This is a genomic window from Streptomyces sp. NPDC055506 (assembly GCF_053643595.1).
This window is the reverse complement of sequence record NZ_JBSHKH010000169.1, coordinates 1-15,098: the sequence shown is the minus strand read 5'-3', so window position 1 is coordinate 15,098 and position 15,098 is coordinate 1. Positions and strand designations below refer to the sequence as shown.

The 15,098-nt window shown below is 71.9% G+C and carries 9 protein-coding genes; 7 read left to right on the top strand and 2 right to left on the bottom strand.

All coding sequences use genetic code 11. The features are described from left to right. Both ACWIF2_RS36905 and ACWIF2_RS36900 read right to left on the bottom strand, forming a co-directional pair. The coding region (locus tag ACWIF2_RS36905; protein WP_454365539.1) for a hypothetical protein at positions 1-545 on the bottom strand (545 nt) is incomplete at its 3' end. A gap of 346 nt (positions 546-891) precedes the next feature. Further along, positions 892-3,057, bottom strand: coding sequence for a RecQ family ATP-dependent DNA helicase (locus ACWIF2_RS36900; protein WP_454365537.1), 2,166 nt, complete (start codon positions 3,055-3,057; stop codon positions 892-894). A 143-nt stretch (positions 3,058-3,200) separates the two neighbouring features. Here ACWIF2_RS36900 and ACWIF2_RS36895 point away from each other — a divergent pair, with 143 nt between their 5' ends. From ACWIF2_RS36895 to ACWIF2_RS36865, 7 genes are all read left to right on the top strand, one after another. Then, positions 3,201-4,946, top strand: coding sequence for a DUF4192 domain-containing protein (locus ACWIF2_RS36895; RefSeq protein ID WP_454365535.1), 1,746 nt, complete (start codon positions 3,201-3,203; stop codon positions 4,944-4,946). Between the two features lie 659 nt (positions 4,947-5,605). Continuing rightward, positions 5,606-7,525, top strand: coding sequence for a glycogen debranching N-terminal domain-containing protein (locus tag ACWIF2_RS36890; RefSeq protein WP_454365533.1), 1,920 nt, complete (start codon positions 5,606-5,608; stop codon positions 7,523-7,525). A 153-nt stretch (positions 7,526-7,678) separates the two neighbouring features. Further along, complete coding sequence (locus ACWIF2_RS36885) at positions 7,679-8,437, top strand: NUDIX hydrolase (protein WP_184589838.1); 759 nt, start codon at positions 7,679-7,681, stop codon at positions 8,435-8,437. Between the two features lie 109 nt (positions 8,438-8,546). Beyond that, the gene (locus tag ACWIF2_RS36880; RefSeq protein WP_454365531.1) at positions 8,547-11,009 is read left to right on the top strand and encodes an ATP-binding cassette domain-containing protein; all 2,463 of its coding nucleotides are present in this window, start codon (positions 8,547-8,549) and stop codon (positions 11,007-11,009) included. Between the two features lie 161 nt (positions 11,010-11,170). Further along, complete coding sequence (locus tag ACWIF2_RS36875; protein WP_454365529.1) at positions 11,171-12,058, top strand: FadR/GntR family transcriptional regulator; 888 nt, start codon at positions 11,171-11,173, stop codon at positions 12,056-12,058. A gap of 429 nt (positions 12,059-12,487) precedes the next feature. Continuing rightward, entirely contained in the window at positions 12,488-14,029 is a 1,542-nt protein-coding gene (locus ACWIF2_RS36870) for an RNA polymerase sigma factor (protein ID WP_454365527.1), read from the top strand. A gap of 139 nt (positions 14,030-14,168) precedes the next feature. Beyond that, positions 14,169-15,005: a S1 family serine peptidase gene (locus tag ACWIF2_RS36865; RefSeq protein WP_454365525.1), complete on the top strand. Its 837-nt coding sequence runs from the start codon at positions 14,169-14,171 to the stop codon at positions 15,003-15,005. Positions 15,006-15,098: the final 93 nt, after the last annotated feature.

Below are 15,098 nucleotides of genomic sequence, written 5' to 3'. Positions count from 1 at the left end.
GCCTCGGAGGTGGCGAACGGCTCCGGTGCCGAGCCCGAGTGGGGGCGGCGTCCGCCGCGGCCTTCGCCGAGGACCTGCCAGCCGTCACGCGTCAGCGTGATGTACGCCCCGCAGCGCAACCCGTGCAGGGTGCAAGCGTCGCGCAGGCCCCACATCCACGCGCCGTCCTCCTCCGTCCAACGCGCGTCGCCCTCACGGCAGTAGAGCAGCACCGCGGTCCGCACCGGAGTGCGGCGCCGCAGATCGTGCGGGATGATCCGGCGCAGCTGCGCGAGCAGCACGTTGCGGAACATCCAGCCGTCGGCCGGGGCCGGGCGGCGTACGAACGAGGCGCTCGCCCGCAGCCGCTCGTCCGGGTCGAGCACGGCGACGACAGCGGTCGCCGGCTGCGGATGGTGCCTGGCATGCAGCCCGCTGACGACCTCACGGGGGTCGCGCAACAGTGGGATACCGGCGGCGGCCCATTCCGCGGGTTCGAGCAAGCGGTTGGCGGAAGCGGCGGACGTCGACGCCGCTGCCGAGGCCGGAGCGAATCCGAAGGTCACGGTCCTCCCTTCGGCTACGCGCCCACACAGCGGGCGAGGTCGGATTCCTGGGAGCGCGCACCGCGGCGAAGCCCTACCGGATCGGCGGGCGCGCCGTGCGGGGAGCGGACCTCAATTCTTCCTGTCGAACTTGAATGCGGCAACGAGCAATTGAGGCCGTCGACCGTTATCAGATGATGCGCGGCTAATATCCCTACCCTGTGCGCCGCCGGGCCACCCATGGGGCGTTCGAGCACGACACGTTCGTACGTGACGGCGGAGTGCGGCGTCCAGAGGTGTGCGCGAATCGGCAGGTGACGAGTGCCCTGTGCTCCGGGGCGGACACCCAGCCCCGGAGTGTCGGTCGTCAGCCCTGCAAGGCCAGCACGAGCGGCAACACCCCCTGCGCACCGGAGCGTCGGAGCATGCGGGCCGCGACCGCGAGGGTCCACCCGGTCTCCATGTAGTCGTCCACGAGGAGGACCGGGCCCTGGGCCTCGGCCAGGGCGGAGGCGAGGACGGGCGGCACGGTCAGAGCGCCGTCGAGTGCCTTCAGCCGCTGCGCGCTGTTGCTCCGGGAGCCCGGGTGCGCGTCGCCGGTGTACTCGATGGCACCCAGCAGCGGCAGTCGGCCGACTTCAGCGATGCGCGCTCCCAAGGAGTGGATCAACGTGGGGCGGGTGCGGGACGCCACCGTGACGACGCCGACCGGGCGCGGCGGGGCGTCCGACGTGCCGGAAGCCCAGCCGCCGGGGCCCTTGGCCCAGTCGGCCAGCACGCTCACCACCGCCTTCGCCACGTCGTCCGGAACGGGCCCGTCGGGGGCCTGGGGAGCGAGCAGGGGCCGCAGCCGGTTGCCCCAGCCGATGTCCGACAGCCGCCCCAAGGCGCGTCCAGACGCGGCCTGTTCGCCGGCCGGGATGCGTCCCTTGAGGTCCACTCCGATCGCCGGCAGCCCCGTGGGCCACATGCGGCGGGGCTCCACCTCGACCCCCGCCCGGCCCAGGTCCACGCGCGCGGCGTCGAGTGCCTCCTCGGACGTGTCGGCGACGAAGCGCGGGCCCGTGCAGTTGTCGCAGCGACCGCATGGCTTGGCTGCCTCGTCGTCGAGCTGGCGCTGCAGGTACTCCATGCGGCAGTCCGTCGCCGACGCGTAGTCGCGCATTGCCTGCTGCTCGGTCTCCCGCTGACGCGCCACCCACGCGTACCGCTCGGCGTCGTACGTCCACGGCTGCCCGGTCGAGATCCAGCCGCCCTTGACCCGCCTGACCGCACCGTCCACGTCGAGGACCTTGAGCATGGTCTCCAGACGGGAGCGGCGCAGTTCCACCAGGGGTTCCAGAGCGGGCAGCGACAAGGGCTTCTCCGCGTGGGCGAGAAGATCGAGTGTGCGGCGCACCAGGTCTTCCGAGGGGAAGGCGAGCGACGCGAAGTACTTCCAGATCGCCTCGTCCTCCTTACCCGGGAGCAGGAGCACCTCGGCGTGCTCCACACCGCGCCCCGCACGGCCCACCTGCTGGTAGTAGGCGATGGGCGAGGAGGGCGAGCCGAGGTGCACCACGAAGCCCAGATCGGGCTTGTCGAAGCCCATGCCGAGTGCGGAGGTGGCGACCAGCGCCTTCACCTTGTTCGCGAGCAGGTCCTCCTCGGCCTGCTGACGATCGGCATTCTCCGTCTTGCCCGTATACGAGGAGACCGTGTGCCCGCGCTGCCGGAGGAAGGCGGTGACCTCCTCGGCGGCGGCCACGGTGAGCGTGTAGATGATCCCGGAGCCCGGCAGTTCGTCGAGGTGCTCGGCGAGCCAGGCCATGCGATGCGCGGCATCCGGCAGCCGCAGCACACTCAGGCTCAGGCTGTCGCGGTCCAGCGGGCCCCGCAGCACGAGGGCGTCCGAGCTGCCGCCGGTGCCCAGCTGTTCCGCGACGTCGGCCGTCACACGGGCGTTGGCGGTGGCCGTGGTCGCGAGCACCGGCACACCGGGCGGGAGATCGGCGAGCATGGTGCGCAGCCGGCGGTAGTCCGGCCGGAAGTCGTGGCCCCAGTCGGAGATGCAGTGGGCCTCGTCCACCACCAGGAGCCCGGTGGCGGCCGCGAGCCGGGGCAGCACCTGGTCCCGGAAGTCCGGGTTGTTGAGCCGCTCCGGACTGACCAGCAGGACGTCCACCTCCCCGGCGGCGATCTCGTCCTGAACGGCCTCCCACTCCTCGGTGTTCGAGGAGTTGATCGTCCGGGCGTGGATGCCGGCCCGGGCCGCCGCCTCGACCTGGTTCCGCATGAGCGCGAGCAGCGGGGAGACGATCACCGTCGGACCGCTGCCCTGCGCCCGCAGGAGCGAGGTCGCCACGAAGTAGACCGCGGACTTGCCCCAGCCCGTGCGCTGGACGACCAGGGCACGTCGTCTGTCGGCGACCAGTGCCTCGATCGCCCGCCACTGGTCCTCGCGCAGCCGGGCCGCCCCCGAGGCGTCCCCGACGAGACGGGCGAGGACCGTGTCGGCCGCCGCCCGGAGATCCGCGTTGCTCGTGTGCTCCATGCGTTCCATGAAACAGGACGGCAGTGACAACGGGAGCGCTGCACCCGGAGACGCGGGGGCCGGGAGACTTATGGTGACGTGTCCCTGATCGGAGTTATCCACAGGGCAAACCGGAGCTGCGGATTCCGCGAGATCGTCTCCGCATGACGAACCACAGCGAAGCGACTGGATCCCCTGAGAACGGCGACATCACCGGGCCCGATGCACCGGGCAGGCACAAGGACAGTGGGCAGCGGAAACGGGAGCCGGACGCGGGCGGCACGGCGGGACTGCACGCCCCCAGCCCCGCGCACGACAGTCACGGTGGCGAGCATCAGGTCACCCTGCGAACCCCGGCCGAACTGGCCGACGCCCTGCCGTATCTGCTCGGGTACCGCCCCGAGGACAGCATCGTCCTGGTCGCCCTGCACGACAAGGACGGACGCGGACGGTTCGGAGGGCGGGCCCGGCTCGGAATCCCCGCCAACGCGGACGACTGGCCGTCCGCGGCCGGACAACTGGCCCACGGCCTGGTGACGGGCAGCGAGCGCCGAGGGGCCAGGCCCGAGTCGATGGTCGCCTTCCTCTGCCAGGAGCCGGAGAAGGGCGAGTCCGGGCAGCAGGTCATGGAGCGGCTGAGGCCTCTGGCCCAGAGGCTGCGAGTCGAGTGCGGTTCCCGGGACGTGGTGGTGGTCGAGGCGCTGTGCATCTCGGAGGGCCGCTACTGGTCGTACTGCTGTGACAACGCGGCATGCTGCCCGTCCGAGGGAGCCCCCATGGGCCTGCCCGGCACCTCAGTGCTGGCCGCCGCGGCCACCTACGCGGGGATCCAGGTGCGCGGCACGCTACGGGAGCTACGGGCCCGGCTGCTGCCTTGGGAGAACGCGGCCGCCCTCGAACAGGAGGCCGCCCTCGACACGGCCAGCATGGCGCTGGTCCCGAGGCTCCTGGACGACGTGGGCCGCGCCTCCGTGGCCGACGAGACACTGGAACTGGCCGGGAGGGTCCTGGACCGCTTCGCCGAGGCCCGGCCGGTCTCCGGAATGCTCCTGGCGGACCTGCGCGACGACGAACTTCTCGGGCATGACGAGGCCGCCCGGTTGATCCTCGGCCTCCAGGACCGCGCCACCCGCGACCGCGCGGCCGAGTGGATGGAGGGCGACGACGCCGCCCGCGCCCTTCGACTCTGGCGGACGCTGGCCCGCCGCTGCGTCGGCCCCTACGGCGAACATGCCGCTGCGCCGCTCACCCTCGCCGGCTGGGTCGCCTGGTCCACCGGCGACGAACTGGAGGCCCGGGAAGCCCTCGCCATGGCCCTGGGCGCGGATCCCGACTACCTCTTCGCCCGTCTCCTGCACCAGGCTTGCAATGAAGGCCTCGACCCGGAGTCGATCCGCACCTGCCTGCGCGCGGAGCGCGAAGGTCGTGGGCGAGCGGTGGTGGACCACGCCATGATCCGTGCGCATGTTGCCGAGGCCGTCGGGCGAGAGACAGCGGTGCCACAGCCCGATCCCGCACCCATGCCCGAGCCCACGCCCGCGGCGTCGCCCTCACGCCGTCGCCGCCGCTCCCGTTCAGCCGGTGCTGCCGACATCGCCTCCGGCACCGACATCGCCACCGGCCCCGACATCGCCACCGGCCCCGACATCGCCTCCGGCCGTACCCGTTCCGGCCGCGACACGAGCAGGCCCGCCTCGCTCGGGCGCAAGTCGACGGGCACCAAGCGTCGCCCTGCCGGTGCAGCGGAAGCGGGCATGCGCCCCGAGCGTGCGTCGACGGGTCCCGCGCGGTCCGGCAGTGCGCGTATGGGCGGCATGCGTTCGCGTACCTCACGGGAGGCAGCCATGCCCTGCCAGGACACGGTCCGGGGCGGAGCTCAGCCCGGCCACGGCACGGAAGAGGAGGAGTGACTCATCGCCGCTCCTGTCGCCGGATGGCCTTGACGCACAAGGCCGGGACTGGGACGTGACTCGGAAGGGGAGGGGCCGGGGCGCGGGCGTGACTCGGAGGACGTGCACGGCGTTCACCTGAGTGGCGGAACGCCCGAACGGGTGTGACGCCGCACCGCCCCTGCCCCGTCGGAGCCCTCCGGCACCGGCGCCGAACCCCATCGAGGCGCACAGAGCCCAGAGGAAGCCTTCCCATGCATCAGCCGACTCCGCCCCCTTCCGCTGCCGGCGACCGCCGCTCCACAGAGGGGCTTCCACCGTCCTTCGTGTCTGGCCTCGGCCTGTCCGAGGGCGGCGTTCCACGGCCGGCGGACCAGGATGCCCCTCCGCGACCAGTGGCCCGAGTCGACGGCTACGGGCCCAGGTTCCCCGGAGGTGCCTCACACATCGCGCCGCCCACCGGCCCGGATTCTCGCTCCCCCTCGCCGCCGGGCCCGGGCCGTTCTTCGCCCCGATGGGCGGGCCAGAGCCGTCGCCCCGGATCGGCGTCGGGGTACGGCTCACCCGCACCACCCGCTCAGGGCCGGGGGCCGGCGTCCCCGGGGCACGCGCCCCCGCCCCGGGGTGCCACGATCCCCGGCCTGCGCTGGTCCGCGGATCTGCCGCCCGCCCACACCGCGATGATCTGTGTCGCCCTTCCAGGCCTGGCCATCTCGACGGAGGAAGGGCAGATGGCCGGCCGAGGGCTGGAAGGGTTCTACCGCGGCGGCCGGCGCGTGCTCTCCCGGTGCGAGATCCGCGTGGGCGGACGGGAACCCCTCGCGGTGCAGGCCCGCATGACCTCGGCCGACCGCGCCAGGTTCGTGGGCACGCTCCGCTTGTCCCCGCAGGCCGGTCCGGACCCGGATGTCGTCGTGGAACGCAACCGCTTCGCGGACGGCACGGAGCGGATCACCCTGCACAGCGCGGCTCCCCGCCCGATGCGCCTGCCGGTAGAAGTGGTCCTGGGCACGGACCTGGCCGACCTCGGTTCGATCGCCTCGGGCACCGCGGGACCCGAACTCCCCGCCAGCGTGCACGGCTCCGGCCTGCGCTGGTCCTGCCCCTCCGGCAACGCGTCCGTGACGGCCGAACCGCCTCCCTCGGACGCCCTGGCCTCGGCCGGGTTGCTGCGCTGGGAGCTCGACCTGCCGCCGGGTGGAAGCAGAAGTGTGGAACTGCGGGTGCGGCCGGACGGTGCGGGGCCGCTCCGGGCCGTGGGCCGCGCCGCGACCAGCCCCCTGGCCGCGGCGTGTGCGGAAGGAGACGACCCCAGAGTCTCCGCCCTCCTGCGGACGAGCATCGAGGACCTCCAGGCCCTTTTGCTGCGTGACTCCGCGAACCCCGCCGACACCCATCTCGCGGCCGGGGCACCCTGGCGCTGCGGTCTGGCGCCCGCCGATGCGCTCGTCGCTGCCCGGATGGCCCTGCCGCTCGGTACGGGGCTGGCAGCGGGGACGCTGCGGATCCTCGCCCGGACCCAACTCACCGGCCCGGGAGCGCAGTCCGGGATGATCCCCGGCCCGAGACGGGACGCCGGGCCGTACCTTCCGCCGCAGTGCACCGGTACGGAGGCAACGCTGCTCTTCCCCGTACTGCTCGCCGAAGCCCGACGGTGGGGGCTCGGCGAGCAGGAGACGGAGGAACTGCTGCCCGCCGCCGAGCGCTGCCTGACCTGGCTGCGGACCACCGTGGGCGACGACGCGTACCTGCGCGACCCACACCCTGGCGGACCCATCCGCTGCGAGACACAGGCCCACGCCCACCGTGCCGCACTGCTCGGTGCCGATCTGCTCGACGCCTGCGGCCGGTCCGGCGGAGCGGCACTCCGGGAGTGGGCGCAGGCCTTACGGCCCGCGTTCCGGGAGGATTTCTGGCTCGACGACCGTGGGGGCGGTCGGCCCGCGGCAGCCCGTGCCCCGGACGGCAGACCCGTGCCTCACCTGGGCGCGGCCGCAGTGCATCTCCTCGACACAGGCCTTCTGGGCGGGGGTGTGGTGGCGCCCGGTCTGCTCGACAAGGTCCAGACGGAGAAGCTTGCCCGGCTGCTCGGCAGCCCCGTCATGGACTCGGGCTGGGGCCTGCGTGGACTGGGCGTGAAGGAACCGGGATTCAATCCGTTCGGCCACCGCGCCGGGGCCGTACGCATCCAGGAGACCGCACTCGCTGTCGCCGGTCTGGCCGCCGCAGGCTACGAGAAGGAGGCGAGCTCGCTGCTGCGCGGCGTACTCGAAGCCGCCGAGACCTTTACCCATCGCCTGCCCGAGATGTATGCGGGGGAACAGCGCACGGAGGGAAGCGCTCCCCTCCCGCACCCGGCGGCCTGCCGCCCCGCCGCCACCCCGGCGGCGGCCGGAGTCCTCCTCCTCACCACGCTCGCCGGCATCCGCCCCGACGCCCCGGCCGGGACTGTCACCCTGCGCCCTATGCGCAGTGCACCCCTGGGCGAGGTCGGCTTCACGGGCCTGCGCGTGGTGGGCGCCCCGTTCTCCGTACGGGTCAGCCGGCTCGGTCTCGCCATGGTCGAGGAGGCGGCCGACGGACTGCAGCTGGGGGCTTGACCTGCCACGACAGATCACCGCCGAATCAACGGGAATCGACAGTGAAGCCCATAACCGACCGAAGTGGATCAGTAGTGGATCAGGAGTGGATCAGTAAGCGAAGCGAGCCGCGAAGGGAGTGTTTATCGTCAGGCAGACGACTATGATCGCCGCATGCCCTACGACCCGTCAGCGTTTCCGCCCTTCGCCGTCACCGTGGACCTGGTCGTACTGACCGTGCGTCGCCATGCCCTGTGCGCGCTGGCGGTACGGAGGGGCGAGCCACCGTTCCAGGGGCGTTGGGCGCTCCCCGGCGGTTTCGTACGGGCCGACGAGGACCTGGCACAGGCCGCGGCGCGCGAGCTGGCCGAGGAGACAGGGCTGCGCGTCCACGACCCGGCCGTACCCGCCCAGGACAACGGCGCGCATCTGGAGCAGCTCGCCACCTACGGCGACCCCAAGCGGGACCCCAGGATGCGGGTCGTCAGCGTCGCCCACCTCGCCCTGGCCCCCGACCTGCCCGCGCCCAGGGCGGGCGGCGACGCCAGCAACGCGCGCTGGGCTCCGGTCGAGGAGCTGCTGCAGCAGGGCGGTTACGGGCGTGACGCCGAGCCGGTCGCCCCGCTCGCCTTCGACCACGCGCAGATTCTGGCGGACGGAGTGGAACGAGCCCGCTCCAAGATCGAGTACTCGTCGCTGGCCACAGCCTTCTGCCCGCCCGAGTTCACGGTCGGAGAGCTGCGTCGTGTCTATGAGGCGGTGTGGGGAGTGGCGCTCGACCCACGCAACTTCCACCGCAAGGTCACGGGCACCCCGGGCTTCCTGGTCCCCACCGGCGGGACGACCACTCGCCAGGGCGGCCGCCCGGCACAGCTCTTCCGGGCAGGTGGTGCGACGCTGCTCAACCCTCCGATGCTGCGCCCCGAGGTGTGACGCCGGGCCTGGAACGCGACCGCCCGCAGCCCGGACCAGGGTGATTGCCCTACCCGAGACGGCCTTGCGCTGCCCGAAAAAACGGACATAGCGCGCTATCTTGCTGCGAGTGATCCAGGCCTTCGGACTGACCAGCAACCCTCGCAAAGAGCTTCCGCCCGCGGCCGACGACGTCTCCTTCGAGGCGCGAGCGGGCCGCGTCACCGCGCTGCTCGGAGCACCGGGCGCCGGAAAGACGACGGTCCTCAGGCTCATGCTCGAACTCCAACAGGGTCGTGGCATCACCTACTTCCGGGGCCGCCCCCTGCACCGCATCGCCCATCCTTCACGCGAGGTCGGCGTGCTGCTGGGCGACGTGCCGGGGCACCCGGCCCGCACGGTCCGTGGCCATCTGCGCATGCTGTGTGCCGCCGCTGGGGTTCCGGTCCGGCGTGCGGACGAAGTCCTTGAGGCGGTCGGGCTCGTGAGTCTGCGCGATGAGCGTCTCGGCGCCCTCTCGCGCGGCATGGACCGCCGCCTCGGCCTGGCCTGCGTTCTCCTGGCCGACCCGCACACCCTCGTCCTCGACGACCCGGCCGACGGGCTCTCCGTCCGCGAGGGCAATTGGCTGCACGGCATGCTTCGCGCCCACGCCGGCCACGGCGGCACGGTCCTGTTCACCACGGCCGACCCCAAGGAGGCCGCGCGCACCGCCGACCGCGTCGTCACGCTGGAGCAGGGCAGGCTCGTGGCCGACCAGGAGGCCACGGAGTTCTCGCGCACCCGCCTGCGTCCCCGAGTAGCCGTACGCAGCCCGCACGCGGCCCGTCTGGCTGCTCTCCTGGCCAAGCAGGCCCGCACCGCGCAGCGCTCCGTCGAAGTCGTGCGAGAGGGCAACAACCGCCTCTCCGTGTACGGCAGTACCTGCGCGGACGTCGGTGAGACCGCGTTCCATCACGGCATCGTCGTCCACCAACTCGCCGACGAGATCGGAGACATGGGCCCCGGCGCGGGAGCTGCGCAGCCGGGTGAGCCGCACTGTGAGCGGGCTGGGGCCGTGCCCGAATCGGGGCAAGCGGCGGGGGAGCGCCAGCGGGCCGACGCGGCGGGCACCACCGCCGACGAGCCGGATCAGCACAGCGTCGGGCTGGATCACGACAGCGTCGAGCTGGATCACCAGAGCAGCGCCGGGCCGGACCACAGCAGCGCCGAGGAGGACCACGGCAGCGCCGAGCCGGAGCGAGTCCCTGGCCTGCCGAGACATGTCACCAACGCCCTCTGGCCAACCGCCACGCCCCGGGCCGTTGAGCCGGAGCCCTCCCCCAACGCGTCGACGCAGACCACACCTGACCCTGTGGCCACCGTCCCTGAGCCGTGCCCCACCATCGAGCTGAAGCCTGCCGCTGACTCACCGGAACCAGCCGCCGACAATCTGCTGCCCGCCTCCGATCACGCGCGGTCTGCCGTCGACCCTCACCAGGGCCCGGACGCGCCCCCGGCCGACCACTCGGGCAATGCCGTAGTCCCCCCTCAGGAGGACACGACGACGCCCTCCCGTGACCTACGACCCACCCTCGAACCGCGGCCGACCGCCGACCCGCCGGAACCATGTGCCGACGAGCCGCTGCCCGCGTCCGGCCACACGCAGCCCGTCACCGGGCCTCGTGAACGCCCGGACGTACCCGCGGCCGGTCGCATGAGCAACGCAGCCGCCCCTCCTCAGGAGGAGGCGACCCCTGCACCGCACGCCGTCGAAGCCCGTGGCATTGCTCGCAGCATCGACGCGCTGCCCCCTTTGCCGCCTCCCATCTCCGTCCGTCCCGCCCCCAGTCCGCTCCGCCCCCTCCGCTACGAGATCCGCCGTGCCGCCGGGATCGGCACCGGCTTTCTCACCGGGGCCGTTGTGCTCGCCGTGTCCGCCGTGACCGCCGTCGTGCTCGCCCGTATCGGGCACACCCCGCAGCCGCGCCTGCTGGCCGCCTGGCCACGGGAGCTGCCCTTGCCGCCCGCGGCGCTCGGCGCGGGACTGCTCGGCGCGCTGGCCTTCGGCGACGAGTTCCGACACCCGGCCCTGGCCGCGGACCGCGGCACCGTGCCCCGCCGGCTGGGGCTGCTGGCCGCCAAACTGCTCGTCGCCTCGGCCACCGCGCTGGCGCTGGCCGTCCTCACCGTCGGCTGCGACGCCGAGGTGCTCTATCTCGTCTACGGACGGGAGCTCGCGCAGGTTCCCGCCGACTGGCTGCCGCTGAGTGCGAGTTGGATCGGCCTCGTCATCGGCTGTGCCTGGGCCGGCGTACTGGCCGCAGGGGTCTTCCGGTCCACCACGGCCGGCCTCGCCGCGGTGACCGCAGTGCCCCTTCTCGTCGTACCTGTCGTGCACAAGGCCCTGGAGGGACCGTCCGTTCGAACCGCGGCCGGGCTGCCCATGCGGCTGCGAGAGGTCCTCGTACCGCGGTGGCCCTTCGGGGGAGAGCGCTACCTGGAGGCCGCGCTCGGAGTGCTGTCCCAACCCGTCGGCGGGGCAATGACGTTGTCGCTGGCCGCACTGCTCTGCGCGTATCTGCTCACCACCCTGCGGAGCAGATTCCGGTGACGACTGTCCGTAACCCCCCGTCCAGCCATGCGCACAACTCCCCGCAGAACGCCCATTTCTTTCCGATAAGGCGTCAATTGCGACGGGGTGAGCGATCACCCTTTCGTGTGCTTTTCACCAAAGACCTCAAGGGAGTTGGAGACGGCGCCGACAAAGGATGCGTGAGTACCCTTGCGCACACCATGATGACCGCCGCCCGCTCCACTGACTCCGGCCTCGCGAGCCCGGGCGAACTCGACCGCTACCCGTACGCCGAGGCGCCCGCCGTCGACCGCGTCGGGGCCTCTGCCTGGGACGGCGCGGACCCCGAGCTGGGCCGTGTGGGCCGACGCGCCGCGGGCAGCCGCGGACGCGGGCTGCACGGCCAACTCGTACAGCAGCTGGGTCAGATGATCGTCTCCGGCGACCTGGGCGCCGACCGCCCGCTGGTGCCCGAGGAGATCGGCCAGCGCTTCGAGGTCTCCCGCACCGTCGTCCGTGAGTCGCTCCGCGTCCTGGAGGCCAAGGGCCTGGTGAGCGCCCGCCCGAACGTCGGCACGCGCGTGCGCCCCGTCAGTGACTGGAACCTCCTCGACCCGGACATCATCGAGTGGCGGGCCTTCGGCCCGCAGCGCGACGACCAGCGTCGCGAGCTGAGCGAGCTGCGCTGGACGATCGAGCCGCTCGCCGCCCGCCTCGCCGCCGGCCATGGGCGCGAGGACGTCCAACAGCGGCTGGTCGACATGGTCGAGATCATGGGGCACGCGATGGCGCAGGGTGATGCGCTCACGTTCTCCCGCGCTGACTCCGAGTTTCACTCGCTGCTCATCCAGGTCGCGGGCAACCGCATGCTGGAGCATCTCTCGGGGATCGTGTCCGCGGCCCTCCAGGTCTCGGGCGGCCCGGTCACGGGCTGTGACCGTCCGAACGAGACATCGCTGGCGCACCACGGCCGCATCTGTGAGGCCCTCGCCGCCGGCGACGGAGCCGCGGCCGAGACGGCGATGCGCCAACTCCTCACGGTCCACCCCGAGGTGGAACGGGTAGTGCCCGCCCCGCGCGAGCACTGACCGCGTTCCGCGGGCGGCGCGGCCGGGTGTGCCACCCCCCTCCTGTGGCAGTGCCCGATCGGTGAACCGCCTCCCGTCGGACCCCGCGGGATCCTTCGCGATCCCGCGGGGTCCGACGGCGCGAAGGGGGCCGCCCATCCGCCGCAGCGGTAAAGTCACGTCCAGGAGTGACAGCCTCTGTCTGTATCTGACCGTTTTTATTCGCTTACGGGGTGTGACTCGGGCCACGCGGATTGGGCGTAACGCTCGCGGGAAGAACGCGATGACCTAAGAGGTGACAGCCGCGGAGGGAATACGGACGCCGTTCACGGCGCTGTGCATCTTCCCGGCCCCCGCCCGCGCCGTCGGCCCATCCCCAAGCCGGTGGTCGGCTCCTGTCCACTGTGGACGGGGCCGGAAGCCGTTTTCCAACGTTCCGAGAGGTTGTTCGTGTCGGCCAGCACATCCCGTACGCTCCCGCCGGAGATCGCCGAGTCCGTCTCTGTCATGGCGCTCATTGAGCGGGGAAAGGCTGAGGGGCAGATCGCCGGCGATGACGTGCGTCGGGCCTTCGAAGCTGACCAGATTCCGGCCACTCAGTGGAAGAACGTACTGCGCAGCCTCAACCAGATCCTCGAGGAAGAGGGTGTGACGCTGATGGTCAGTGCCGCAGAGCCCAAGCGCACCCGAAAGAGCGTCGCAGCGAAGAGTCCCGCCAAGCGCACCGCCACCAAGACGGTCGCGGCCAAGGCGGTGACCACCAGGAAGGCCACCGCCACCGCCACGCCGGCGGCGCCCGCCGCCGAGCCCGCCGTCGAGGAAGAGGCGCCCGCCAAGAAGGCAGCCGCCAAGAAGACGACCGCCAAGAAGGCGGCCGCGAAGAAGACCGTCGCCAAGAAGACGGCGGCCAAGAAGACCAGCGCCAAGAAGGACGACGCCGAACTCCTCGAAGAGGAGGTGCTCGAGGAAGCAGCCCCCGGCAAGCCCGGCGAGGAGCCCGAGGGCACGCCGGAGAACGCGGGCTTCGTGCTGTCCGACGAGGACGAGGACGACGCGCCCGCCCAGCAGGTCGCCGCCGCCGGCGCCACCGCCGACCCGGTCAAGGACTACCTCAAGCAGATCGGCAAGGTCCCGCTGCTCAACGCCGAGCAGGAGGTCGAGCTCGCCAAGCGCATCGAGGCCGGTCTGTTCGCCGAGGACAAGCTGGCCAATGCCGACAAGCTCGCCCCCAAGCTCAAGCGCGAGCTGGAGATCATCGCCGAGGACGGCCGCCGCGCCAAGAATCACCTCCTGGAGGCCAACCTCCGTCTGGTGGTCTCCCTGGCCAAGCGCTACACCGGCCGCGGCATGCTCTTCCTGGACCTCATCCAGGAGGGCAACCTCGGTCTCATCCGCGCGGTCGAGAAGTTCGACTACACCAAGGGCTACAAGTTCTCCACGTACGCCACCTGGTGGATCCGTCAGGCGATCACCCGCGCCATGGCCGACCAGGCCCGCACCATCCGTATCCCGGTGCACATGGTCGAGGTCATCAACAAGCTGGCGCGCGTCCAGCGCCAGATGCTCCAGGACCTGGGCCGCGAGCCCACCCCGGAGGAGCTGGCCAAGGAACTCGACATGACCCCGGAGAAGGTCATCGAGGTCCAGAAGTACGGCCGCGAGCCCATCTCGCTGCACACCCCCCTGGGTGAGGACGGCGACAGCGAGTTCGGTGACCTCATCGAGGACTCCGAGGCGGTCGTCCCGGCCGACGCGGTCAGCTTCACCCTTCTCCAGGAGCAGCTGCACTCCGTCCTGGACACCCTGTCCGAGCGCGAGGCGGGCGTCGTCTCCATGCGCTTCGGTCTCACCGACGGTCAGCCGAAGACCCTCGACGAGATTGGCAAGGTCTACGGCGTCACGCGCGAGCGGATCCGTCAGATCGAGTCCAAGACCATGTCGAAGCTGCGCCACCCGTCCCGTTCGCAGGTGCTGCGCGACTACCTCGACTAGTCGCCGGTCGTACGACGCGGAAGGCCCGGTTCCCTGAGGGGACCGGGCCTTCGCCGTGCCGTGTCTCTCCGCGGGTGCGGCGCGGCGCCGGGTCAATCACTCTTGGTGTTCAGCCAACACCATGGAGTGAGGAGTGCGCATGCGTCGTCGCCTTGCCCGGGCCCTGGCCCGACCGCTGGTCCTGGCGGCCGCGGCATCCGCCATATCAGTGGCCTCCAGCGCCCCTGTGGCCGCCGACAGTGTGGTCATAGGTGGTTACCCAGTCGATGTGTCCGAGAGCCCCTGGACGGTCGCCCTGTCCAGCCGTGACCGGTTCGGGGGTACGCGTGCGGGGCAGTTCTGTGGTGGCGTGGCGGTCGGTCGCAGCACGGTGCTCACCGCGGCCCACTGTCTGGACAAGGAGGTCCTCGGTGTAGCGCCGGAGCGGGTGCGGGACCTCAAGGTCATAGCGGGACGCACAGACCTGCTCTCGGACCGCAGCGGCCGGGAGATCGCCGTGCGGCGTTCCTGGGTGAACCCGGCGTACGACGGTGTCAGCAACTTCGGGGACTACGCCGTACTCACCCTGGCCGAACCTCTGCCGGCCGGCTCGGTCATCGGTATGGCGGCCGACGGTGATCCCGCGTACGCAGTGGGCGGGGTGGCGACGGTGTACGGGTGGGGCGACATCTCCGGCGCCGGCGAGTACCCGAACAGTCTGCGCGCCGCGCGGGTGCGTGTGCTCTCCGATGAGCGCTGCGAGGACGCCTATCCGGGCGGATCCGACGGCACGTACGAAGCGGAGAGCATGTTGTGCGCGGGGGAGCGGGAGGGAGGCCGGGACGCCTGCCAGGGCGACAGCGGGGGGCCGCTGGTGGCCAAGGGGCGGTTGATCGGGCTCGTGTCCTGGGGGATCGGCTGCGGGCGGGCCGGCAGCCCAGGGGTGTACATGCGTGTGTCCGAGGTCATGCGGACGCTCGGCTGGACACGGGCGTGAGAGGACTCGAAGGGCGTCCGGCGGTTGCCAGACGTGGCACAGGACCACCACCGGGGCCAGGGACAGCAGCAGCACCGGCACCGGGGCGCGCCG